This is a genomic window from Paenibacillus wynnii (assembly GCF_030812855.1).
Classification (GTDB): Bacteria; Bacillota; Bacilli; order Paenibacillales; family Paenibacillaceae; genus Paenibacillus_AQ; species Paenibacillus_AQ wynnii_A.
The window spans coordinates 60,209-84,432 of the sequence record NZ_JAUSTK010000023.1 but is presented as its reverse complement, the minus strand read 5'-3'; the positions used below and the strand labels follow the sequence as shown (position 1 = coordinate 84,432).

Here is a 24,224-nt window from a genome sequence, read left to right as displayed (position 1 = left end):
TGAGCAAATCAGATGTAAAAGTACAATAGAATCAGCCCCGGGAGCCCGAAATGAGCAAATCAGATGTAAAAGTACAATAGAATCGCCCCCGGGAGCCTGAAATGAGCAAATCAGATGTAAAAGTACAATAGAATCAGCCCCGGGAGCCCGAAATGAGCAAATCAGATGTAAAAGTACAATAGAATCGCCCCCGGGAGGTACCTCGGAAAAATTTAGCGTTTTTTTAGACTAATCTAAAAACGGGCAAAGAGGCAATGTTCTTCTGCAGAACACTGCCTTTTCTCATGTACTCCAAATTATCTCTCTTATTCCTATAGAGTAAAGAATTTCACCGTATTTGCAGTCAGAATCTCCTCCGCTTTGCTGGGAGAGTAACCATGCAGGGCGCCCCATGTGGCAGCAACATCTCGGATCATAGAAGGATGAGTAGAGTGTCCGGCAAAAGGTCCTTCGAACGGCCAAGGGCCGTCCGTTTCAGCCATAACCAGCTCTGGCGGGTAGCGCATCGCCAACTCCTGAATCTCCGCTTCATACAGTATGTCAGGTGTAAAGGAGATATAATAACCGTTGGCAATCATACGTAATATAGCCTCCTCAGGGCCTTTGAACCAATGGAAATGGGCACGTTGAATCTCGTGTTTTTCCAGCAGATCACAGACAATAAGGGCATCCTCGTATACGGCATGGAGCACGACGGGTTTGGCAAGGCGTGAGGCTAGGCCGAGCATAGTGTCCAGTAAATCGATATAAGGTTCAGTATCAAAGTCTTCACCGCGCTCGAAAGCTTCCGTCCGAGAATAATACGGTAAGCCGATTTCGCCCACAGCTGCAAAATCGCCGGCGCTGTATTCCATCCACTCCAGCAGTGCCTTTAGTTCATCCGCCTTCGGCAGCGGTTGCTCGGGATGAAATCCATAGGCAGGCCTGACGATTCCGGGGTACTTTGCGGCCAGCTTCTCAGTACGGATGCAAGACTCTAGATTCATCGAAACGGCTAACAGCGCCTCAATTCCTTTTTCAGGGAGCTCTTTAAGCATATGATCTATGGCTTCCCAATCGTATTGTTCAAGGTGGATATGTGCGTCTATCACGAGGTTAATCTCCTTTACAATAGGTTAGTTTTACGTCGAAGTTCGTCCGTTTATTTTTTCCTCTACATATTACTATAGTTACTTGTGCACAGCTTACCCAAAAATAATTCGAACGAAATATTCACTACTCGCCAATATACAGTGTAAGACCGAAGGGGGAATAGCGGATGAACGATCCAGCTGAATACAACAATCTCATTGCGCTTACGCTGGCCGGCAGCTGTGAAGCCTACAGTGAGATTTACGAAACAACGATTGGGGATGTCTACAAAACCGTTCATTTCCTCGTTGTCAACCGTTCTGATGCAGACGATTGTGTTCAGGAGATCTATATGCAAGTACATCGGTCTCTTGGACAATTTGATCTCAGCAGGCCTTTTAAGCCCTGGCTTATGGGTGTAGTTATGCGGCAGGTTCAGGCTTATCGACGAAAGAGATGGACGCATCTCCGGTTGATCCACAAAGCTGAGCGGTATGGTCAAACCATGGACAGTGATTTTACTAGTGAGGTTGTAGACAAAATAGCCAATCGTCCTTTACTGGCAAGTGTGAACAGTCTCCCTTACAAGCTTAAGCAGGTTGTAATTCTCCATTACCTCAATGAAAACTCTCAGGAAGAGATTGCTGCTATTTTGGACATTCCTCTAGGGACGGTAAAATCGCGTATCCATGCGGCTCTGCAGAAGCTCCGTGCGAAACGGAACCCTAACAGTCGAGCTGTGGGAAAGGTGGAGGATCTATATGAATCTCGATGAACAGCTGCGAACAGCCCTCCAAGATGAAACCAAAGGATGGGTGGCTCCACCGGAACTCAAGGAAAGAGTACTTAAGCAAGTTGCATCGACACAAGGGGGAAAAAAGATGAAAAAGTGGCTGGTGGCGGGCATAGTAGCTGCTGCGTTATTAATCCCTACAGGAGCATATGCCGGATACAATTACTTGGCAGACAACATTTATGGTTCACATGAGAACGTAGCACAATTCGGCGTAGACCAACAGCAGTATGATCGGCTCGAGGCCAAACTCCAAGGGGCTGAGCAAAGCTTTAGTGAAGAAGAGTTCGCCAAGATAATGTCCCTTCTAAAAGAACTCGGTAACTACAATCTAAAAATAGCCGATTCTAAGGGCGCGCTCCACCCTGAGCAACTAAGTGCTGTCGATCAAGTGGCGTATACGAAGCTTACTGCAGAGCTTGAACCATATTTTGCAAAATTAAATGAAGGGGCAGCACCTAAGGGGGAAGTGAAGTCAGTAGCTGTTGATACCTTCTGGAATGAACAGATTCAAAAAGCAGAGCAAATATTTGACAAAAAGGAGGTTGCACACTTCAAAAGAATAATTAACGATTTGAAGACATATAATGCTAAAATAGTTGATCCGGATGGGAGCATTCATTTGGACCGACTGTCTGAGGCTGATAAAACTAATCTAGAGCAAATTGATAACGAGCTTAAGCCTTATTCAGAAAAGTTAGGTTTTTTTATGATAAAGCCATCTGAGTAAATATTATACTAAATCAGCAGCCCTCTGACCCAAACATCAGGGGGTTATTTCTACTATCATTGGTGTCAGAATTGATTACTCATAAAACTATTTAAAATATGATATATTTACTTTAACACATTTTATGGGGGATTCCACATGTCTGCTTTTCCAATCCAAGGGTCACACGGTGTACGATTTGAATATTTCACGGATAAGTATGTGAAGAGTGTAGCGGTAGCAGGCACCTTCAATCATTGGAATGGCGATAGAAATTACATGATTCCCAAGGAAGATTCACGAGGTTGGGAGATCGAAATACCTATAACTAAGGGCAGACATCTGTATAAGTTGGTAGTGGACGGAGAAGCGTGGATTATAGATCCATTGAACCCGAATGTGTCGGAGGATGGGCAAAATAACTCGTCCTTTACCGTAACCGAGCATGGTGAGGTTCTGATTAGAACCAACGCAATCTCTAAGGAACACCCCGGTTATATGTATAACCATTTCAAGGCGATAGAGAGCCCTGAGTGGATTCAAAAGGCAGTGATTTATCAGCTTCATTCCCGAGCATTTACCGACAACGGTTTTAGAGGACTCTCTGAAAAGATAGATTATTTCAAAGACATGGGCATCAACACACTGTGGCTTATGCCGTTCCATGAAGTTGGTGTTCAAGGCAGGATCGGTGAGTACGGTGACCCGTATGCGGTTAAAGATTTCTACTCCATAGACCCCACTTTTGGAACCAAAGAGGACTTATCAACCTTTATTTCTAAAGCGCATGCGAACGGAATCAAAGTCATTATGGACTGGGTTCTAAACCGAACAAGTGTAGATCACATTCTGACAAGCAGCCATCCGGAGTATTTTACACGGAATGATCAGGGCGAAATTTATTATGATGTGCCGGGTCGAGACTATTTTGCCGGGATAGAATTCAGAAGCTGCGAGATAAGAGAGTATGTGATCGAGGCTATGAAATATTGGGTAGTAGAGTTTGATTTTGATGGCATTCGGTTGGATGACTCGGACATTACTCCCTATGACTTTCTCGTGGAAATAAAACATGCGCTACAAGTAGTAAAAGAGGATCTAATCCTGATCTCACAAGCCTACGATGAATATCATCATATTGAGGCATGCAACTTGACCTACGATGGCAATCCGCGGATTTTGGTGCGTGAGATGATGGACGGAACCCTTACGCAGAGTGATTTTATAGCGATATATAACTCTTATAAGTACAGTTTCCCCAAACATGCGCTCCGCATGAGCTGGCTAGAGGAGAAAGAACGTTCAAGAGCGGTAGACTTTTTTGGTGAAAAAGGTGCCGGACCTGCAGCTTCGATCCTTTTGACCCTCGAAGGGGTTCCGTGCCTGATGATGGGCCAAGAATTTAATGAAAACACTTTAGAAACTTGGGCCTCACTATTCGATGAATATAAGCTCAATTGGAATTCTTTTGATGCAGAGATGTTTGAGCACTATAAGTTTCTGATTCATCTACGCACAAATAATCCCGCTTTTTGGATGGGGGATTTAGAATTTATTCCGAATTCAGAGGACAAAGTTTTATCTTATATGCGGCACCATGAGGACAGCAGCTATTTGGTAGTCGTGAATGTATCAGCGGATGCTTTGTTTGTTAGTTTTGAAAAGGATACCCTAAGCAAAATGATAGAGGATAAGACACAAGTAACTCTTTGCACTAAAAGCGGTGATCGTCCCTCCGGGGAAGATTTATCTAATCTGTGGATATGCAGCTATGAAACTATTATTTATAAAATAAAGGGGTTTAGATAGCACTTGTCTCCCGAGCCTTGCGTTTGAGTTCCGGCTCTTTTATAGATTTTAAAGATATAAGTAAAGTCATTAGTACAATTAATCCGGCACCCAGAGCCTGAAAGAGATTAAATGGAACAGACAGCCAGATTACGGAAGAGATAATGGCCGAAATCGGCTCGGTACAAGAGAGAAGACTGGCTTCATGCGGAGCTATGTAATGGAGGCTGCCGATATAGAGGTAGAACGCCGCAAGAGTTCCTAGCAGAACCACGAATAGAATGGATCCGATAACCGCCGGTGACCACTCTATATTTGGAGTAGCCCAGATCGGGTGAACTATATTCATCCCCACCCCTCCTACTAGCATTCCCCAGCCCATTATCAATTGAACGCTATATTTCTTAATTAAAGGCCCCGAATAAAGAGTGTAGAAAGCCAAGGAGATCCCGGATAAAATGCCCCAAATGAGCCCTTTGAGAGACACAGCCAATTGCGAGGAGTCGCCTCCGGTAAGAAGTAAATAGGTTCCGGCCAGCGCCAGTGCCGCGCCGATGAAATCAAGAAGAACCAGACGTGTTTTTTTCCAGACAATCGTATACAAGAGTATGAAGAGAGGGGCCAAATACTGCAGCAGCGTTGCAATGGCGGCATTGCCGGCTTCAATGGATGCAAAATAGGTATACTGAACACCAAGCATGCCAAGCATCCCAAATATCAGCATTTGTCTGATGAAATCTTTGTCCAGCCATAACCTCCAGACCTTGGAGCCTTCTTGCCTTAAGGAAAGTAACAGGAATATAACACCTGCAACCATGAGTCTTAAAGTCACCAGCCAGGCGGCGGATATATGTACCTGTTGGAACAAATGCTGGGCCACCGTCCCCGAAACTCCCCATAACAGGGCTCCTCCCGAGGCCATTAGAAATCCTTTTGCCCGTAACATGGGTATACAACTCCTCTCTAGTCCATCTCTCAGCTATAGTTATTGAGGAAAATAATGGAACAATATGGTAAGTGCTAGTATTCAATTATAAATAAACCCCTTAAATTCATCTGATACATAAATCATAGTTAACTTAAAAATTTAATATTCGAGATGGATTCCCAAGAGACTATTCTCGTCATGGTTGGAGGTAACAGTAAGGTAATATCCGGAAATTTAAAAAGGGCCGTAGGTGCAAGAAACATAAAAATGATCGGCTCCATACCTCCCTGCAATTTTCAATATTATTCTCTCCCTTAGACTCTGCTTGTCATGCCCGTCTGCATATTGCGGCCAAGTCCCTCATAGACATGTACTAATCAAGGCATTCAAAACAGGTTAAGGGGATGATGTCATGCGCCGGATAACATGGGTACTCGCAATCATAATGAGCGTTGCCCTATTGTTGACAGGGTGTGGGAAGAAGGATTCTGCTTCCATAGTCAAGGATTTGAACGATGTGGCCGACAAGTTGGAGAGTAAGCAGGGAGCGTATCAAGGCTCGGGCACGATGACTCTGTATACCGGCGAACAGCCGCAGGAGTATAAGGTAGAGGTTTGGTACAAGAATCCATCGTATTACCGGATTAGCTTATCAAATGTTCAGAAGGATATCACCCAAATTGTGCTTCGTAATGATGACGGGGTGTTCGTGCTGACACCAAGCCTCAACAAAAGCTTCCGCTTCCAAAGTGATTGGCCAGATAATCAAGGTCAGGTCTATCTCTACCAGACGATGGTACGGGGCATTACCTCCGATAACAACCGTCAGTTTGTAGATGATAAGGACAGTTACGTATTTGAGGTGGCAGCTAATTATCAAAGTCCCGCGCTTATACGCCAGAAGATTTGGCTGGACAAAAAGTCTTATGCACCTAAGCAGGTACAGGTGTCTGATTCCGAAGCTAAAGTCGTAGTCAATGTAAAATTCGACAGCTTTGACTTCAATCCAAAGTTTGCTGAGGATTCTTTTGATATGAAGAAGAATATGACCTCACAAACACCTTCGGAGAGCACTGTTGCCCAGATAGACGAGAATGGGAACCCGGTGGTATCTGCCGAAGGCGAAGCATCAGAAGAACCGGCCATGGCTGAGCTAGGGGATTTCGGAATCATTGAACCGCAATATATTCCGGTTGGGGTTACTTTCAAGGATTCCCATAAAATAGAGGGCAGTAAAGACCACGCCGTTCTTATCCGTTATGACGGGATCTACCAATATACCATTATGGAAGCCCGGCCTCTTGATCGTGCAGTGTCACTGGTGCCAGGCGAAGGAATTGATTTAGGTTTTACTGTAGGCTTACTTAGCGGAGACGAACAGCAGACTTTAACCTGGATGACAGAAGGTATGGAGTACCGGATTACAAGCTCGAACCTGCCAGTTACGGAAATGATTCAAATTGCCGCTTCTATGCAGGGACAATCGGGTAAATAATAAATAGTAGGCGGATTCTGCGCATTGTGGGAGCACTTCCTCTACAACGTAGTATCCGCCTTTTTCTATTTTGGCCGGAAAGGGTAATTATTCCTATTCACAAGATAGCCCTGCTTTCATTGACAGCCCTCTTCTGTAGCATTACCATTACCATTAAGGGCAGTGGTCTAGTGATACTGCAGATGACGTTTATTTTACGTAAGAAGGTGACTTTGAAGTGCAAGCAAGCTATCGACCGACAGTAGCCGAGATTAATCTGGATGATTTACGTGCCAATTACGAAGCCTTTCGCACGTTTTTACCGGTGGAGACGAAGTTTATGGCATGTGTCAAAGGAAACGCGTATGGCCATGGAGCAGTGGAAGTGACACGGGAGCTTGAAGCCCTGGGTGCGGACTATGTGAGTGTGGCTTTTTTGGATGAAGCATTGGAGCTGCGTCAGGCGGGAATACTACTTCCTATCCTGGTACTGGGCTACACTTCTCCAGAAGGAATAGCCGTTGCCTGGGAAAACAATGTAACCGTAACTCTTTTCACTCCGGAGGTATTGGAGGCTATTCAACGTCTTCCCTTGGATCCGGACCATAGGTTGAAGGTGCACATCAAGATAGATAGCGGGATGGGGCGGCTGGGACTTTTACCAGAGGAAGCGCCTGCATTTATCGAGGAAGTGCATAAGACAGCGCAGGCGGAGCTGGAGGGAATGTTTACCCATTTTGCCAAAGCAGATGAAGAAGACAAAAGCTATACACTGGAGCAGCACCGACGGTTCACGGGCGTGGCAGAAGCGCTTCGGGAGAAAGAATTCGTCATCCCGATTATACATACGGGCAACAGCGCTACAGCCATTGATACACCTCATTTGTCCATCAATATGGTTCGTATAGGTATCAGTATATACGGTTTCTATCCGTCCGCCGAGGTAAACCGCAACTTGATATCTTTACGCCCGGTATTGACGCTGAAGACGCAGGCAGTGTTTATCAAAAGTCTGCCGCCCCATTGGGGCATCAGCTATGGTACGCGTTACGTTACGGAGAGTGATGAAATTATTGCTACGCTCCCTATAGGCTACGCAGATGGATATTCCCGCATGTTAAGCGGCAAAGCTGAGGTGCTAATACGCGGACGCCGCGTTCCGGTCGTCGGAACCATCTGTATGGACCAGTGTATGGTATCGCTCAAATCTTTCGCTGAAGAAGCGGAACAAATCCAAGCTGGCGAAGAGGTTGTACTCATCGGCCGCCAATCTGACGTGTCGATCACGGCAGACGAGTTGGCGCTCCATCTTGGAACGATTCACTACGAGGTGATTTGCATGCTGGCCCACCGAGTGCCCCGTGTTTATATACGCGAAGGCGCAGCTTCTAACCTGGTAAATGCTCTTTTACAGCCTTAAAGTCCTAAAGTTATCTGTATACAGGGAAAATTTAGCAGGATATAGTCGTATACAACTAAGTGATCTATAGTCTATACGAACCGCCATTTCTAGTTTATAATGGGATGCAGCATACTTGATATACTGGCGGCATATATTATCTGTATAAAATTCCTTGTATATTGCTACACTGAAAGACAAGGGCAGAAGGTTTGTGGGGGTGGAAGAGAAGGTGGCCAATTTGCAAAACACCAAAAGAATCATGATCAGCTTGCCCGATCATCTCTTGCAGGAAGTGGATGGAATCGTTCAACTGGAGAATTCCAACCGAAGTGAATTGATTAGGCAGGCCATGAAGCTGTATTTGAGCGAACGGAGGAAACGTTTCATCCGGGAGTCCATGCAGCGCGGCTACATGGAAATGGCTAAGATCAACTTAACCATGGCATGCGAGGCTTTCCTTGCTGAGGAAGATGCAGACAGCACTCTTGGCCGCTTAGTAAGCGGGGTGTAAACATTGATCGTTAAACGCGGCGACGTTTTTTTTGCCGACCTTTCCCCAGTAGTGGGGTCTGAACAGGGCGGAGTAAGGCCTGTTCTGGTGATCCAGAACGATATTGGCAATCGTTTCAGCCCAACGGTGATTGTGGCCGCAATAACGGCCCAGATCCAAAAGGCCAAACTGCCTACTCATGTGGAAATTGATGCGGATGCTCACGGCTTTGACCGGGATTCCGTCATTCTGCTGGAGCAGGTCCGGACCATTGACAAGCAACGTTTGACTGATAAGATCACCCACCTCGATGACGATACAATGAAAAAGGTGGATGACTCACTGCAAATCAGTCTAGGCTTGATTGACTTTTAATCCAGGTAAGGCCATAGATTTCTAACATTGGGTTTTGTTAAGGCACATCAGCATAAGGCTGGTGTGTCTTTTTATTTTTATTTTTTAGAAAGACTAACATTTACTATTTGCCGACAATGAACTTTGATGCCTGGGCTGGGATAATTAATTTAGATGTACTTTGTGCAACTAAAAGGGGCTATATCGCTTTAAATAGCCGTTTAGTTGTATTCTCTACAGCTATTAACCGGCAGAGAGCTGAAAACAGAGGTTTCCCGAGAGTATAGGTGTAGAAAGTGCAACTAAAACTCAATAATAACGATGATGACTCCCAATAGTTGCATAGAATACACTTAAGTCGATGCTCTACCTTTACAGCGACTTTGGCACAGAGACAATCTGTGATACTATTTTAGATATGGGCAAAACAACGAAAACAGATTTAGGCAAGGAAAGAGGGATAGATTGACTACTGAAACGAATAACAAAGAAGCAGTAATTGATGAGGCAGCAGCTAAGCAGGAGCAGGAATTGATTACTTTGGCGATCGCCAAGGAACTGAATATTAATGTGAAGCAAGTTCGAACGACTGTAGGCCTGCTGGACGAAGGCAATACCATTCCGTTTATTGCGAGATATCGTAAGGAAATGACGGGTGAGCTGGACGAGAATCAGCTGCGCGATATTGAAGAACGATTGGCCTATTTACGGAATTTGGGTGAGCGCAAGAAGGATGTTATCCGTAATATTGATGAACAGGGTAAGCTGACCAAGGAACTTCATGAGCAAATTTCCAAAGCGGTCAAGCTTCAGGAAGTCGAGGATCTGTACCGACCTTACCGGCAAAAGCGCAAGACGCGGGCAAGTGTCGCCAAGGAAAAAGGACTGGAACCGCTGGCTGACTGGATCATGGAGCAGCGCAGACAGGGGAATCCGACCGAAGAAGCGGCTAAATATGTGGATATGGATAAAGGTGTAGATACGGCGGAGCTGGCGCTGCAAGGTGCAATGGATATCATTGCCGAGAATATTGCGGATGACCCTACTATTCGTTCCTGGGTTCGTTCATACACAGCCAGCCAAGGGATACTTGTATCTGAGGCAAAGGATGCCGCACAGGAATCCGTATATGAGAACTATTATAGTTATCGTGAACCGGTACATAAAATGCCGCCGCACCGTATTCTGGCTATTAATCGCGGGGAACGGGAAAACATTCTTAAAGTAGGAATCGAGATTGTATCCGATAAAATTCACGCATTTATCTCCCGGAAGATTCTCAAAGCTCCGTCACCTGTAACGTCCTTGCTGGAGGCTGTGACAGAGGATTCCTACAAGCGTTTGATTGCGCCTTCGGTAGAACGTGAGGTACGCGGGGAAATGACAGACAGGGGAGAAAATCAAGCCATTTCTATTTTCTCCGGTAATTTGCGCAGCCTGCTTCTGCAGCCGCCGGTCAAAGGACGGTGCGTTCTCGGCGTCGATCCAGCTTACCGCACAGGCTGCAAGCTTGCGGTTGTTGATGACACCGGCAAGCTGCTGGAGGTCGCGGTGACCTACCCGACGCCGCCGAATAACAAGAAGCTGGAAGCTGCTGCGAAGTTCAAGGAGCTGATTGCGAAGTATGGCATCCAACTGATCGTAATCGGCAACGGTACAGGTTCGCGGGAGACAGAGCAATTCACGGCTGAGGTTATAGCCGATATTGGCAATCCAGAGCTGGCTTACCTTATCGTGAACGAAGCGGGAGCCAGTGTCTATTCGGCCTCCAAGCTGGCGCAGGAGGAATTCCCGGATCTGGATGTTGCGGAGCGTAGTGCCGCTTCCATCGCCCGCCGTGTGCAGGATCCGTTAGCGGAGCTGGTGAAGATTGACCCGAAAGCAATCGGTGTTGGGCAATACCAGCATGACGTATCCCAGAAGCATCTGGAAGAGAGCCTTAAGGCCGTTGTAGAATCCGCCGTAAACCATGTCGGCGTTGACGTGAATACGGCATCTCCATCTCTGCTCTCCTATGTGGCTGGGGTCAATGCAACCATTGCTAAGAATATCGTTAAGTTCCGTGAAGAGAACGGTAAATTCACGACCCGCAAGCAGCTGCAAAAGGTTCCGCGTCTTGGCGCTAAATCCTATGAGCAGTGCATCGGCTTTTTGCGTATTCCTGGCGGAGATAACACTCTGGATCGGACACCGATTCACCCTGAGTCCTATCCCGTGGTAGATCGCTTGTTCCGTGAGCTGGGGCTTGACGTGACCCGGCTCGGCAGCAAGGAAGTTGCTTCTGAGCTGGAAGCGCAGAATGCGGAGGAACTTGCAGTGAAGCTGGATGTCGGTGTGCCGACCTTGCGCGACATCTTGGAGAGTTTACAGCGTCCGGGTCGCGATCCGCGTGAGGAGCTGCCTTTACCGATCTTCCGCACGGATGTGCTTAAGATCGAAGATCTGGTTCCCGGTATGGAAATGCAGGGAACGGTCCGCAACGTAATTGATTTCGGCGCATTCGTCGATATCGGGATTAAGAACGACGGACTGGTGCACATTTCCCAGCTTAGCGGCAGCTTCGTGAAGCACCCTATGGACGTCGTCTCCGTGGGCGATAATGTCACCGTCTGGGTCATGAGCGTTGATCTTAAGAAGGGTCGGGTCAGCCTGACTATGCGCGCACCGCGCGAATAATTCGTATAAAAATGAGAAAGCCATCTACTTCGCAATGAGTAGATGGCTTTCTTTTTATTAGATTACACAATACAACTCTTTGATCCCATAATAAATCTTCTTCCGACCTTCTGCAGCCACCCGCACCATCTCATCAGCTCCTTGGGAAGCACCGCCAATCCGTAAGACAGCGTCACAATGAGCCAACAGCCGGACACAGGAGGGATGAAAAATTTCATTAAAGATCTCATCACCCATCTCTTTGGATCCGGCTGTGCCCATCAGGGGGAGGGCGTACCACTCACCAAGCACAGGCAAATGTCCGAGTCTGTACACTTGAAGAGCGGCCTCATTCATAGCTTGAAGGTTGGCGGCTATTTTGTCGGGATCGTCTCCGGTTCCCGAGCGGTAGGGACCGGCGATGAGGATTTGCATAGACGCAGCGGAGCTCAGTTCCACAAGATCATGAAGCTTGGCATGCTGTAGCAAAAGAATGGTTTTGGCATCCTGGATCTCACCATTCTCCACCATTTCCAAGGCTTCGGCAAAAGGGATTTCCAGCACCTCAATATTCTCTTGTTCCTCGTCAAGCCCGCCGCCCTGTCCGGTCTTCATGTCGTCTGAATATTCTGCCACGAATAAATGCAAAATTTCCGTGACTGAACCCGGTGACATATAAGCTTGACCGATGCTTTGCACTTTGGATAAGCGATAGCCGGTTTCTTCCTCGGCTTCACGTTGAATGCAAGATTCGGGACTATCTTCATCAAGCAATCCGGCACAGGCCTCGATGAGCATTCCTGATTCATTACCGTTTACGTAAGTGGGCAGGCGAAATTGCCTTGTAAGAATGACCGTCTTTTTGAGTTTGTTATATAGTAGAATGGCCGCGCCGTTGCCCCGGTCGTAGGCTTCGCGCTGCTGCTCTTCCCAAGTGCCGTCACTGCGCTGGTAATCCAGAGTATATTTTCTTAGCGTGTACCAATTGTCGGATAAAAGCTCAATCTTCCTAATTTGCACCTTTGGATTCATATAGCGTTGGCCCCCTTTTTTTCATAACAGAAAAATCCCATATCCTTGGTAAAAGTAAGGCTTCCTTTCTCCGCCATTCTTAGCTCCACAAAGGCAGTGAACGGCTCAAGCGCTTTGCCCGTTAACCTCTTTCCGGCATTCATGGGCGTTGAGGTCATATAACTGATTAAAGGACCCGCCTCAGTCACAACCAAAGAATCTTGGTATTGGATAAGTTCGGCGTAAGGAAACCAGGGGCGTAATAGCTCAGCGCCATTATACAGGTTGAACCGTTCAAGGGTATCGTCCAGCACTCGAAGGCTTGGATCAAATTCCCTGGTTAGCTCCTCCATCTCTTTTAAATGACGGTTGCTCATTGTAGAAGCGAAGAGAGTACCATTCCCGCATAGCACCCTATTCATTTCGGCGGAACCCAGCGGCAGATCTTCCACATGATACAGCATGTGGTTGGCGATTATGATTTGGAACTCTCCATCCATGAAAGGCAGCGCCTGCACATCGGCCTGACGGAACACAAACCTTGCTGCTGATTTACAAAGAGCGGTACGTGCATCCTCAAGCATTCCGGCGGACGCATCGGCGAGTGTGATTTCCCAATGCGGGGGAATCCGGTCGATATTCCTTAGCCACAAAGCAGCATCTCCACAGCCGATATCAAGAAGCTTGATAGGTGCAGGTAGAGAGGGTTGTGAGGCTTGCCGCAGCACATGTTCGAAAAACCATCGATGCCAGCCCATCGGATTTGTACTGAAGCGATCGTAAAGATGAATTCGGGACTGAAGTCTGAGCGCATTGTGATACTGCTCGCTCCAATCTCTATCCGTACGGACCGTATGGATGATCCCGGTCATCTCTTCCCAATTCGGTTCATGGACTTGCCGATCCATGGATTCTATAGAGGCCTCGATGGCTTGTACGACACTATCCATATGCCTTATTTTTTGTCGGATGAGTTGTTTTTGCAGGAATAGAGAACTCCGTAAATCTGTGTTCGTACCCTCGCTCTCGAGGATTGCTCTCATCTCTTCCAGCGAAAATCCAATGAATTTAAGAACGGAAAGCTTCTGAAGCTTGACGATATCACTCTCGCTATATAATCGGGTATCCCCTTGATGATGGGATGGCTTAAGTAATCCGATTCGGTCATAATATCGCAATGCTCGGACGGTCATCCCTGTACGCTCTGCAATTTGTCCGGTAGTGAACCCCTTTTGCTTCAAGCTATCACCTCCTGTTTAGCTGGAATAATGATCTAATGGACAAAGTATAACAGGTGACGTTACGTCACCTACAAGCATAAATTCTGGCGCACAAAAAAACCCCCAAGGCAGTCCCTGCTAGCCGTATACGGTCAAGAGGGATGTAGCTTGGAGGTTTTTTTAATGATCTTATTTTGCAGGAGCAGCTGGGACAAACTGGGCAACCGGCTTATAATCGTCAGCCAGATAGGTTACCACTGTAGCCTTGGAGATGACCTGAGGGTACATTTTATTAGGGTCCGGTGTGGTAACAGTATAGTAAATAACAGCTGTTTTATCTTTGTTGAATTCTATTTTTTGGATTAGCAAGCCGTAACCCGGATTCGGCAAGTTGTTCACAGTTAGCGACACCTTGTTGACGCCATCGGCAGCCTTGACGATAGCTACTTCAGCTTTCTCATAGACAGGAGCTGGAGTCTGATTGGCTGGTGTTATCACTTTTTTGGCAAACTCGGCGGCATCATAGACCCATACCGCAGCTTCCGCTCGGGTAATAGCGTCGTTAGGACGGAATTTACTGCCTGCTTCCAAGGAAATGATATGTGTATTCAACAAGATTTGCAGACTGTTATTAACCTCTGCGGAAAGTTTGTCGTCGTCCGAAATTTCAAAATACATCTTGGTTACCGGGAAAGTCCCCTTACTCAGTAGCCCTTGAGTCAATAAATGCGCGAATTGCGCCCGTGTAATCGAGCTGTTCGGATTTACATTGCGATCCAAAGAAAGCCCGTGTTGCTTTGCTGTCAGGAAGGCTGAAGCAAACCATGATTTGTCTTTCACATTGTCAAAAAAGTCGCTTGCTTTAGAATTCGAAGGCTGCGCTTTCAGTTCCAAGCCGCTGACGATTACTTGTATCGCTTGCCCGTACGTCAGCTTGAATTTTGGAGCAAACTTCCCATTGCTCATTCCGTTAATGATTCCCTTTTCATGCAGTGAATTGATTTTGGCTTCGGCAGGGTTGCCCTTCAGATCGGAGAATGCAAACGCCGATGCCCCGAAGGACACAGATGCTGCCAGTATACTGCACGCTATAGTCATTTTTTTAGCGTGGCTGATAAAAGATTGTTTCTTCATTTTGCCTCACCTCTTATACTCTAGATGGCATATTGTTGTAAAAGGTTGCAGAGTCCTAAAAAAAATTATTAAGATGGAACATAGAAGCAGGAAGCTGTAGTATTAATTGAGAACGCTTTAATAGGTAGTATATCCAAATGAAACGGAAATGACTTAACTGGGAAAATGACGGGAGAACCATAGATGATTCAGCAGAGAATTGAGCGAATGAATATCGGGATTTTTGCACATGTCGATGCGGGGAAGACTACAACAACGGAGCATATATTATTCGAGAGCGGTCGTATCCGTTCATTAGGCAGCGTAGACAGTGGGACAGCTTTAACAGATTCAATGGATGTAGAACGGCAGCGGGGGATATCTGTTCGGGCGGCCTTGGCCTCTTTTTCGTGGAGAGGGGTTCAGGTGAATCTGGTGGACACTCCGGGCCACGTCGATTTCCTGTCAGAGGTGGAGCGTTCCCTTCGTGTGATGGATTGTGCGGTACTTATTTTGTCGGCCGTGGAAGGTGTTCAGGTGCAGACTGAAATGATCTGGGGAGCGCTGCGAAAGCTTAACATTCCTACCCTTATTTTTATGAACAAAATGGATAGGATGGGAGCCGATTACGAAGCTGTTCTAGCACAGGCCCGCACTTATTTGTCAGGTAATATTATTCCGGTACAGCACCCGCTTGGCACGGAGCAAAACTTCGTAGGATCTGCAGATTTATGGATGGACGGGGCAGAACCGGCTTTGCAGACGGCGCTGTTGGAGGCATTGGCTGAGCGGGATGAGGATCTGCTGGAAACGTATATGTCAGGTGAGGATATTCACTTAAGAGTATGGAAAGACCATCTCACGGCGGCGGCATCCTCTGCCCAGATCTTCCCGCTTGTGTATGGGGCTGCGGCAAAGGGTATCGGAGTCACTGAACTTTTGGATGCTATGCTTCAGTACTTTCCAAGAGCGGGCGGGGATGTAGATCAGCCGGTGTCCGGTATCGTATACAGTATCCAGCGTGATAAAACGATGGGGCGTATGGCCTTTGTTCGATTATATGAAGGGACGGTCCGAAATCGGGAGACGGTGTTGAATTATTCTCAGAATATCCTGGAGAAAATCACCCAAATTCGTAAGGTGGAGGGTGGACGTACAGAGGATGTGGGGACACTGGAAGCCGGGGATATTGCTGTGGTATACGGACTATCCAGTGTAAGAATCGGGGATGTTCTGGGCAGGCCTGACGCGATACCTCAGGAGGCAAAGCTGGCGGTGCCGCTCCTTACTGTCCGTGTGCATTGGGCGCAGGATATGGAGGATCACAAAGTCATTGGAGCCCTTCAGGAGCTTGCTGATGAGGATCCGCTTCTGGATGCCCAATGGCTGCAAGATGAGCGCGAGCTTCATATCAAGGTGATGGGACCTATCCAGCTGGAAATTCTGAGCAGTGTAATGGAGAATCGGTATGGACTTAAGGTTACCTTTGGACAGCCGTCTGTTATTTACAAAGAAACGCCGAGCCGTATGGGTGAAGGATTTATTGCGTATACCATGCCAAAACCTTGCTGGGCGATCCTGCGGTTTCTTATTGAGCCGGGACTTCCTGGGAGTGGTATCGTGTATGATTCGGTGGTTAGAAGTTCCGATCTGCTGCCGCAATATCAAAATGAGACCGCCCGCCGTGTACCGGAGGCCCTTCAGCAGGGGCTCTACGGCTGGGAAGTTACGGACCTCAAAGTAACACTTATAGAGGGACAGCATCATGTCTGGCATACGCATCCGCTGGATTTTGCAGTAGCAACACCGATGGCCATCATGGACGGATTATCGAATGTGGGCACTAGACTGCTGGAGCCGATTCTTCAAGTGCGGATTGTAGTGCCCGAGGAAAACGGCGGGCGCGTTATGAACGATTTGGTGCAGATGAGGGGAACCTTTGAACCGCCTGTACTGCAAGGTGAGCGAATGATTATTGAAGGCCGTCTGCCTTTGGCAACGTCTCTGGATTATCCGGTGACGCTTAGTTCTTATACGAAAGGCCGCAGTACGTTTACTTCCTTCTTTGCCGGTTATGAAGCCTGTCCGCAGGATGTAACCGCCGAGCGAACGCGCAGGGGAGTGAACCCGCTCGATCAGGCCAAATACATTCTCAGTGTCCGAAAAGCACTTTAAAATTCACGCCGCATGTCCGCAGCTCCGCTTACCTTGAGCTTCGAGACTGCGGCTTTTTGTTTCAAGCATAAAAGTAACAGGGTAATTAAAGCTATGGTAATCGTTTTCAGTTCAATCAATATAACCTGAATTAGAGAAGGAGAGATTGATGATGGAACCACGCTCGAGGGACAGAAGTGTTGAAGTGGAACACACAGAGGTACAGAAGAAGTCGGATTCCAGCTTAATCGCATCCACCTTTATTAAATATGCAGCTTATATTATTTTGTTTTTCGGGCTGTTGTTCTTCTTGGTGAAATACGTATTCCCGATGTTCTAAGCTTTTCAACTGTGACTGGACAATCCCCAAATCGATAAAGGCGAATTTCCATTCAACTACGAATGAGAATTCGCCTTTATTTTATGGAATTTTTCCACTTCAATAAATGTCTCACCAATATGGATGTGGCAGAGAAAATCGTCTACCTTGAGGTAATAGAGTACAATGAACGTTTTGGCGGACGGGTGATTCGCGGCTTCGGTGATTTAGAGGTAAACTCGGAGGTAGTCAATGCAATAGATGTATTTTATACACTTATTTCTAGCTTTTGGAGCTCGGATGTATGAATAGATGTACTTTGTGCAACTAAAAACACGAATAGGCCGGTTAAACCCCGGAATACCCAAAAATAAGTGTATAAAGTGCAATTAATCACCCTAAAGTGTGCTAAGGGGGAAATATAAGTGTACTTTGTGCAACTATATATATATTAGAGGGGAAAATTACCACTAAAATTCTCGATAGGAGGTTCAACCAAAAGTGTGTAACTTGATTGCGATATTAAATGAAGACTCAAAGTTGAAAAAACTAGCCAGTCTCCGGATATGGAAACTGGCTAGTTTTTTTTGATTCCTAGTGGCCACCTTATGGCTTGTAGGTATCATGCTAATGATTAAGCCTTACTATGTGTTTCGCTGGAGTTCCGATAAAAGTACCAGCACTCATTCAGAAGCTTAATCTGCCGACGGTCCTTCTTGTAGTAAGCTTTCATTAGCTGTTGGCAGAGCCATTGCGGCAAGGATATCCCTCCTCCGGCATGCTTATATACAGATAGCATATGGAGGAGGAACCTTAAAGGTTCGAACTAATGAATAGCAGTTTCTTCATCCTCTTCATACCACTGTTCCAGTTGAGCCTGAAGCGCTCTAATCTCAGTCAGCAGGGAAATGAGGGGATAGTTCTGTTCTTTAATACCGGCAAAGGCCTGTTCCAGAACATTGATATATTCCAGACCGGATTGCAGCACGTACTGTTCACGCAGCAGCTCCAAAGCATCGCATTCCGCCACGGCGAGTGGCAGATCAGGCACATTCTCGGCGGTCAGCTTATCTATTTCTTTGTTAAGACGAAGATTAAGTGCGCTGAGCTGGTAGGCATATTCCTCCGGCATCTCTACGAAAAGAAGTTCCTGATGTTGCTGTAAGATTACATATCGCATTTTCGGCATAAATATTCTCCCTCCGTACTAGTCTTCCTTCTTGACAGTTTAGCGTATCCGCAAGTTACAATTCAAGTAAAGATCTTAAATCTCTTCCGAAAGGACTTGTGAGAACACAATATGGAAAGTATGAGCAACGAAGAATTGCAGCAGTGGATCGAGCAGGTGTCCCGGGAGAGCTTCGGGGTGCCGTTTCGCCACAAGGCTTCCTTCAACAGTCGATTATCTACAACAGGCGGGCGTTATTTTATGAAGAGCCATAACATAGAGATTAATCCCCAACAGCTGATAACCTATGGGCGAGAGGAGACAGAGCGGATTATTAAGCATGAGCTATGTCACTACCATTTGCATTTGGCTCGGAGAGGCTATAAGCACCGGGATGCTGATTTTAAAAACCTGCTGGCGCATGTAGGCGGCAGCCGTTACTGTCAGACGCTGCCGGGTGCGAAAGCCCGGAAGCCCTTGCCTTACCGGTATAAACTCGTATGTACAGCTTGCACAGAGGAATATTTGCGTAAGCGTAAGGTAGATCCCAAACGATACCGGTGCGGAAAGTGTACGGGAAAGCTAAAACTGTTAACTATAGAGTAGAACGGAGGGGGACGGGCCTTATTGCAGTCCCCCTCTGTTTTATAGAATCGTACAAACGCATCCTGTCTGGATATAATTGCACATCGTTTCATAAAGCGCTACCGAATTACTATAGAAGGGAAGTCCAATTTTGTATGGCGCGAAGTTCTATGAAATTGGTGTACTCGAAGAGCATTCACTTCACCAGTCCGGTAGAAAGAGCCACCTTATAGTTCCCATACATCAACAGGTTGTCCAGAAAGGCGTTTAACTGTTCATGGTTCTCTACCAGTATACGCATCCAATAGCAGCCCTCACCGCTTACCCGGTGTAATTCGTGAACCTGATGGCTTGTTTTAGCGAATTCCTGAAAAGTTGGATGGGCGGCACTTGAACTGAGAAATACAGTCACAAAGGCTTGAATATGTAGTCCAATCCTTTCCGAATTCCAACGTACTGAAAAGCCCTCTATGACTTGCGATTCCTGCATTTTACGTATACGAGCGCCAACGGCTTGGCCTGTCATGTGAACCTGCTGTCCAATTGCTTTATGAGTGAGCGTAGAGTCATCAATAAGAATTTGCAGGATGCGGAGATCCGTATCGTCGATCACCCATTGATCCATATGGCTATCATTCCTTTCTATATGAAAGTATAAGGGTATAATCTCTTTCAGTACAAAATGTACGCAGTAATCATGCCATATTATAATTGCTGTAGTAGATAAATAAAAGAAGGGGTGTACCTGAATGAAACTCCAACTCATTCGTCACGCTGCATTATGGCTGGAATATGGCGGTATTACTTTTTTGATTGATCCGATGCTAAGTGAACATGGGGAGAATCCCCCGATTATGAATACTGCCAATGATCGAAGGAACCCACTTGTTTCTTTGCCGGGTCCTGTAGACACTTGGCTCAAGCCTGATGTTGTACTAGTAACACATCTTCATCAAGATCACTGGGATACTGCCGCTGTGTCTTCACTGTCCCCTGATATTCAACTCTTATGCCAAACGGGTGACCAAGAGAGAATAGCCTCGCAGGGTTTTAACAATATTACGGCAATTGATAATGGATTATCTCTAGGTAATGTAAGCTTAACCCGAACAAGCGGACAGCATGGCAGCGGTGAGATTGGCCAACTAATGGGGAGAGTATCCGGTGTTGTATTTCAAGCGGAGGGGGAGCCTACGTTATATATAGCGGGAGATACGATATGGTGTAATGAGGTCCAGCAGGCTCTCGATGAGTACCATCCCGAGATCACAGTTGTAAATGCTGGGGGAGCTCGTTTTCTGAATGGGGGACATATTACGATGAATGAGCAGGATGTTGTTGATTTATGTTCTTATACACCAGAAACTGCAGTGGTCGCTGTACATATGGATGCTATAAATCATTGCCTAATCACGCGGGAACTGCTGCATCAGAGACTTAAGCAGGAACAATTATTAGACAGAGTGACGATTCCTGGAGACGGAGAGTGGTTTCAACACAAGTAATGTAAGTTTGACAGTGTATCCCCTTTATTATCAGATGAAAACGATAACAAAATAGGTACCTCCGCTTGACTAGGCCTAGAAATCATGATAAATTATTTCTTGTTCAAGTATAGAAATATTCCCTGATAGCTCAGTTGGTAGAGCACTCGACTGTTAATCGAGTTGTCACAGGTTCGAGCCCTGTTCGGGGAGCCATATATTTGGAGAGATACCCAAGTGGCTATAAGGGGACCCTCTGCTAAGGGGTTAGACTGCGTAAGCGGTGCGAGGGTTCGAATCCCTCTCTCTCCGTTGAATAACATCTCTGTAAGGGATGAGAACCCTCAGTGGTTCGTTGGAGCATAAGCTTCGTTAGGGAAACTTCGCAATCTCTTGCGAAGCAAGAGTATCCCTCTCTCTCCGTTGAATAACATAAGATTTACAGATAAGAGCTCCCAGTGAGCTCTTTTTTTGCGTTCAGAAGAATAAATGTAATGCATCAACTCTTTAATTAGTTGATGGATAGAAGCTTTAAAGAGACAAATGTTATATTATTTACAACAAAATAAAGTATTCTATTAAAAAGGGATTGAAAATTCATTATTCAAAAACTTCGTTTATCTAGTGTATACCCCCGTTTTCTCCGTATTGCTACAAAAACGCGAAATACCTCCCAAATATATTACATTAAAATGTAATAAAACCTCACCTAAATTTCGAATATTGTGGTAAAAAAGCATAATTCATAGTGACGTAAAAAACCTCTTATGTTAATATAAATAACATCATACAGAAAGAAAGATGAAATGTAAGACAGGGAAAGGGGATTTTTGATTAATATGGGGAAAAGGGGATGGCGATGGAGTACTTCATTCAACAACTAATTAACGGAATTTCCGTCGGCAGTATTTATGCTCTGATCGCACTTGGTTACACCATGGTTTACGGAATTATCAAGCTGATTAATTTTGCACATGGGGATGTGTTTATGGTTGGTTCGTTTATCGGATTGTTCAGTGCCAGATATTTGGCGTCGGTAGGTCTCCCTCCCGTAATCGTCCTGATCATATCACTAATCATCTCTATGACGGTTAGCGCACTGCTTGGCATCTCGATTGAACGACTGGCTTATAAACCACTGCGCAAGGCATCACGTATCGCTGTTCTAATTACAGCTATTGGAGTATCTTTTTTTCTGGAATATAGCGGGGTATTTGTACTTGGGCCTCAAGCCAAAGGTTTTCCGGAAATTCTTAATAAGAAGCAATATCAGCTGTTCGGATCTTCCGTTCAGGTGGATTCCAATCAAATTATGATATTGGTTACTACGGTCATACTGATGATCATTCTGCAGTATATCGTACACCGTACGAAGATTGGTAAAGCTATGCGGGCCGTTTCCTATGATATGGAAGCAGCGCGGCTGATGGGGATTAACGTAGACCGTACGATTTCGGCTACCTTCGCTATCGGTTCGGCACTTGCTGCTGCGGCTGGTGTAATTTTCGGTATGACTTACAACTCTGTGGATCCTATGATGGGTGTCCTTCCGGGGCTTAAAGCTTTCGTCGCTGCTGTACTTGGAGGTATAGGTAGTGTTCCGGGCGCGCTTGTTGGCGGACTGCTGTTAGGTACAGTAGAGACGGAGATTTCTTCTCTCGGTTACTCCTCTTGGCGTGACGGTGTGGCATTTGCTGTGCTGATCCTTATCCTTATCTTTAAACCGTCCGGGCTGTTTGGTAAAAATGTCCGGGAGAAAGTGTAGGTGGGGATCAACATGAAAAAACTAAAACTCAATAAATCTTTCTGGTTTGGTATCGTCTTTTCCTTGATTCTCTATGGAATCATCCGCGTTCTTTTGACTACAGGCGTTCTTGATGATGTTGCGGAATCCACATTGATTCTGGTCTGTATTAACGTCATGCTGGCGGTATCGCTGAATTTGATTAACGGGATTACCGGTCAGTTTTCTATCGGCCATGCCGGATTTATGTCCATCGGGGCATATGTTTCGGCTATCCTTACCTTAAACTTTGATGTTCCTTTAGTGTTTGCACTTCTTATCGCTGGCTTAGTGGCGGCATTGTTCGGGGTGCTCATTGGTATTCCAACACTGCGGCTTAACGGAGACTATCTGGCTATCGCAACACTCGGCTTCGGTGAGATCATCCGGATTGTGCTGCTGAATACCGAATATGTTGGAGGTGCTTCAGGGCTAAGTGGTATTCCGGCAGAAACAACATGGACCATTATGTTCTTTTTCACACTATTAACCATCGTAGTCATCAATAACTTTATCCGTTCTTCTCATGGCCGGGCTTGTATCGCGATTCGCGAGAATGAAATTGCTGCTGAAGCTATGGGGATTAACACAACTCTATACAAAGTAATTGCCTTTTCACTCGGTGCACTCTTTGCCGGGATCGCGGGCGGATTATCCGCTCATAAGTTTTATGTAATTAATCCGGGCAGCTTCAATTTCCTGAAATCATTCGAGATTCTGGTAATGGTCGTACTCGGGGGTCTTGGAAGTACAGCGGGCTCAATCCTGGGTGCAATTGTGCTGACACTTCTGTTCACGGCCCTGCAGAATACACCTGAGCTGCGCATGATTATTTACTCAGTTATCCTCATCCTTATGATGATTTTCCGTCCAAAAGGGTTGCTTGGCAGCACGGGTCTGTCATTCATGAAATTTGGCAAAAAGGAGGCGAAGCCGGATGACGTCATCAGCGAAAGTAGTTCTTCTTGATGTCAAAGAGGCCAGTCGTTCCTTCGGAGGGCTGAAAGCGCTAAGTGAAGTTTCCCTTCATATTGATAAAGGGGAATTGATTGGTTTGATCGGGCCCAATGGCGCGGGCAAAACAACTCTGTTCAATCTATTGACGGGTGTGTATCCGCCATCCAGTGGAACCATTGTTCTAAATAATCAATCTGTCGGTGGCATGAAGCCTTTCCGAATTAACCGGAAAGGTGCCGCACGGACATTCCAGAATATCCGGTTGTTCACTGCAATGACGGTGCTTGATAACGTAAAAATCGCCTTCCACCAGCATGCTAAACATTCGATATTCACTTCGATGCTTCGGTTGCCTAAGCATTTCAAGGAAGAAGCAGAGATTACACAAAAGGCGCTTGATATTCTCAAAATATTCAATCTTGCTGATCAAAGCGAGGAAACCGCAGGTAACCTCAGCTATGGTAATCAGCGGCGCCTGGAAATTGCCCGTGCTCTTGCAGCGGGTCCAAAGCTGCTGCTTCTGGATGAACCGGCGGCGGGTATGAATCCAAATGAGACTCGTGATCTTATGAATCTGATTGCCTGGATTCGTAAAGAATTTGACCTAACTATCTTGCTTATTGAGCATGATATGTCGCTGGTCATGGGGGTTTGTGACCGAATCTACGTGCTCGACCGCGGTATATTGATCGCCGATGGCTCACCTGTAGAAATACGGAATAACCCTAAGGTTATCGAAGCCTATTTGGGACAGGAGGCGTAGACA

General features: G+C 46.2%; 24 protein-coding genes and 2 tRNA genes. 18 read left to right on the top strand and 8 right to left on the bottom strand.

What is annotated here, in order from left to right; all coding sequences use genetic code 11:
* Window positions 1–311: 311 nt before the first annotated feature.
* Entirely contained in the window at window positions 312–1,091 is a 780-nt protein-coding gene (locus J2T20_RS19075; RefSeq protein ID WP_307590921.1) for a TatD family hydrolase, read from the bottom strand.
* 167 nt (window positions 1,092–1,258) lie between these two features.
* On the opposite strand from J2T20_RS19075, the gene J2T20_RS19070 reads away from it, so the two are divergent.
* The 3 genes from J2T20_RS19070 (at window position 1,259) to J2T20_RS19060 (ending at window position 4,382) form a co-directional block, all read left to right on the top strand.
* Window positions 1,259–1,846, top strand: a complete 588-nt coding sequence (locus tag J2T20_RS19070) for a sigma-70 family RNA polymerase sigma factor (protein WP_307590920.1) — start codon at window positions 1,259–1,261, stop codon at window positions 1,844–1,846.
* The gene (locus J2T20_RS19065; protein ID WP_307590919.1) at window positions 1,833–2,594 is read left to right on the top strand and encodes a DUF3600 domain-containing protein; all 762 of its coding nucleotides are present in this window, start codon (window positions 1,833–1,835) and stop codon (window positions 2,592–2,594) included. The genes J2T20_RS19070 and J2T20_RS19065 overlap by 14 nt, the downstream gene beginning before the upstream one ends.
* A gap of 138 nt (window positions 2,595–2,732) precedes the next feature.
* On the top strand, window positions 2,733–4,382 hold the full coding sequence (locus J2T20_RS19060; RefSeq protein ID WP_307590918.1) for an alpha-amylase family glycosyl hydrolase: 1,650 nt from the start codon (window positions 2,733–2,735) through the stop codon (window positions 4,380–4,382).
* On the opposite strand, the gene J2T20_RS19055 is transcribed toward J2T20_RS19060, so the two are convergent.
* Entirely contained in the window at window positions 4,375–5,307 is a 933-nt protein-coding gene (locus J2T20_RS19055) for an EamA family transporter (protein ID WP_307590917.1), read from the bottom strand. The two genes, J2T20_RS19060 and J2T20_RS19055, sit on opposite strands and share 8 nt — an antisense overlap.
* Window positions 5,308–5,701: 394 nt before the next feature.
* On the opposite strand from J2T20_RS19055, the gene J2T20_RS19050 reads away from it, so the two are divergent.
* The 5 genes from J2T20_RS19050 (at window position 5,702) to J2T20_RS19030 (ending at window position 11,685) form a co-directional block, all read left to right on the top strand.
* Window positions 5,702–6,784, top strand: coding sequence for a LolA family protein (locus J2T20_RS19050; RefSeq protein WP_307590916.1), 1,083 nt, complete (start codon window positions 5,702–5,704; stop codon window positions 6,782–6,784).
* A gap of 217 nt (window positions 6,785–7,001) precedes the next feature.
* Window positions 7,002–8,183 carry an alanine racemase gene (gene alr / locus J2T20_RS19045; protein ID WP_307590915.1) on the top strand — a complete coding sequence of 394 codons (1,182 nt, stop codon included), beginning with the start codon at window positions 7,002–7,004 and terminating at the stop codon, window positions 8,181–8,183.
* A 211-nt stretch (window positions 8,184–8,394) separates the two neighbouring features.
* Complete coding sequence (locus J2T20_RS19040; protein ID WP_036653428.1) at window positions 8,395–8,676, top strand: CopG family ribbon-helix-helix protein; 282 nt, start codon at window positions 8,395–8,397, stop codon at window positions 8,674–8,676.
* 3 nt (window positions 8,677–8,679) lie between these two features.
* Window positions 8,680–9,030: a type II toxin-antitoxin system PemK/MazF family toxin gene (locus J2T20_RS19035; RefSeq protein WP_036649661.1), complete on the top strand. Its 351-nt coding sequence runs from the start codon at window positions 8,680–8,682 to the stop codon at window positions 9,028–9,030.
* A 444-nt stretch (window positions 9,031–9,474) separates the two neighbouring features.
* Window positions 9,475–11,685: a Tex family protein gene (locus tag J2T20_RS19030; RefSeq protein WP_373457832.1), complete on the top strand. Its 2,211-nt coding sequence runs from the start codon at window positions 9,475–9,477 to the stop codon at window positions 11,683–11,685.
* 57 nt (window positions 11,686–11,742) lie between these two features.
* Here the strand turns inward: J2T20_RS19030 and nudK are convergent, their stop codons facing one another.
* The 3 genes from nudK to J2T20_RS19015 form a co-directional block, all read right to left on the bottom strand.
* A complete protein-coding gene (gene nudK / locus J2T20_RS19025) occupies window positions 11,743–12,696 on the bottom strand; it encodes a GDP-mannose pyrophosphatase NudK (protein WP_307590914.1) in 954 nt (317 codons plus the stop codon).
* The gene (locus J2T20_RS19020; protein WP_307590913.1) at window positions 12,693–13,916 is read right to left on the bottom strand and encodes a MerR family transcriptional regulator; all 1,224 of its coding nucleotides are present in this window, start codon (window positions 13,914–13,916) and stop codon (window positions 12,693–12,695) included. Before J2T20_RS19020 ends, nudK begins: the two co-directional genes overlap by 4 nt.
* A gap of 168 nt (window positions 13,917–14,084) precedes the next feature.
* Entirely contained in the window at window positions 14,085–15,029 is a 945-nt protein-coding gene (locus tag J2T20_RS19015; protein WP_307590912.1) for an S-layer homology domain-containing protein, read from the bottom strand.
* A 183-nt stretch (window positions 15,030–15,212) separates the two neighbouring features.
* Here J2T20_RS19015 and J2T20_RS19010 point away from each other — a divergent pair, with 183 nt between their 5' ends.
* The 3 genes from J2T20_RS19010 (at window position 15,213) to J2T20_RS19000 (ending at window position 17,789) form a co-directional block, all read left to right on the top strand.
* Window positions 15,213–17,183, top strand: a complete 1,971-nt coding sequence (locus J2T20_RS19010) for a GTP-binding protein (RefSeq protein WP_307590911.1) — start codon at window positions 15,213–15,215, stop codon at window positions 17,181–17,183.
* A gap of 148 nt (window positions 17,184–17,331) precedes the next feature.
* Window positions 17,332–17,502, top strand: coding sequence for a hypothetical protein (locus J2T20_RS19005; RefSeq protein WP_307590910.1), 171 nt, complete (start codon window positions 17,332–17,334; stop codon window positions 17,500–17,502).
* Between the two features lie 83 nt (window positions 17,503–17,585).
* A complete protein-coding gene (locus tag J2T20_RS19000) occupies window positions 17,586–17,789 on the top strand; it encodes a hypothetical protein (protein ID WP_307590909.1) in 204 nt (67 codons plus the stop codon).
* A 326-nt stretch (window positions 17,790–18,115) separates the two neighbouring features.
* Here J2T20_RS19000 and cmpA read toward each other — a convergent pair whose 3' ends face one another.
* On the bottom strand, window positions 18,116–18,241 hold the full coding sequence (gene cmpA / locus J2T20_RS18995) for a cortex morphogenetic protein CmpA (protein WP_157261098.1): 126 nt from the start codon (window positions 18,239–18,241) through the stop codon (window positions 18,116–18,118).
* A 66-nt stretch (window positions 18,242–18,307) separates the two neighbouring features.
* A complete protein-coding gene (locus tag J2T20_RS18990) occupies window positions 18,308–18,670 on the bottom strand; it encodes a hydrolase/acyltransferase (RefSeq protein ID WP_307590908.1) in 363 nt (120 codons plus the stop codon).
* Between the two features lie 120 nt (window positions 18,671–18,790).
* Here J2T20_RS18990 and J2T20_RS18985 point away from each other — a divergent pair, with 120 nt between their 5' ends.
* Complete coding sequence (locus tag J2T20_RS18985; protein WP_307590924.1) at window positions 18,791–19,255, top strand: SprT family protein; 465 nt, start codon at window positions 18,791–18,793, stop codon at window positions 19,253–19,255.
* A gap of 175 nt (window positions 19,256–19,430) precedes the next feature.
* On the opposite strand, the gene J2T20_RS18980 is transcribed toward J2T20_RS18985, so the two are convergent.
* Window positions 19,431–19,859 carry an Lrp/AsnC family transcriptional regulator gene (locus tag J2T20_RS18980; protein WP_307590907.1) on the bottom strand — a complete coding sequence of 143 codons (429 nt, stop codon included), beginning with the start codon at window positions 19,857–19,859 and terminating at the stop codon, window positions 19,431–19,433.
* 124 nt (window positions 19,860–19,983) lie between these two features.
* On the opposite strand from J2T20_RS18980, the gene J2T20_RS18975 reads away from it, so the two are divergent.
* From J2T20_RS18975 to J2T20_RS18950, 6 genes are all read left to right on the top strand, one after another.
* Complete coding sequence (locus J2T20_RS18975; protein ID WP_307590906.1) at window positions 19,984–20,739, top strand: MBL fold metallo-hydrolase; 756 nt, start codon at window positions 19,984–19,986, stop codon at window positions 20,737–20,739.
* Window positions 20,740–20,858: 119 nt separating this feature from the next.
* A tRNA-Asn gene (locus J2T20_RS18970) sits at window positions 20,859–20,934 on the top strand.
* Window positions 20,935–20,941: 7 nt separating this feature from the next.
* A tRNA-Ser gene (locus J2T20_RS18965) sits at window positions 20,942–21,030 on the top strand.
* A 547-nt stretch (window positions 21,031–21,577) separates the two neighbouring features.
* On the top strand, window positions 21,578–22,483 hold the full coding sequence (locus J2T20_RS18960; protein ID WP_307590923.1) for a branched-chain amino acid ABC transporter permease: 906 nt from the start codon (window positions 21,578–21,580) through the stop codon (window positions 22,481–22,483).
* 12 nt (window positions 22,484–22,495) lie between these two features.
* Entirely contained in the window at window positions 22,496–23,470 is a 975-nt protein-coding gene (locus J2T20_RS18955; RefSeq protein ID WP_307590905.1) for a branched-chain amino acid ABC transporter permease, read from the top strand.
* Complete coding sequence (locus J2T20_RS18950; protein WP_307590904.1) at window positions 23,439–24,221, top strand: ABC transporter ATP-binding protein; 783 nt, start codon at window positions 23,439–23,441, stop codon at window positions 24,219–24,221. Before J2T20_RS18955 ends, J2T20_RS18950 begins: the two co-directional genes overlap by 32 nt.
* Window positions 24,222–24,224 lie beyond the last annotated feature (3 nt).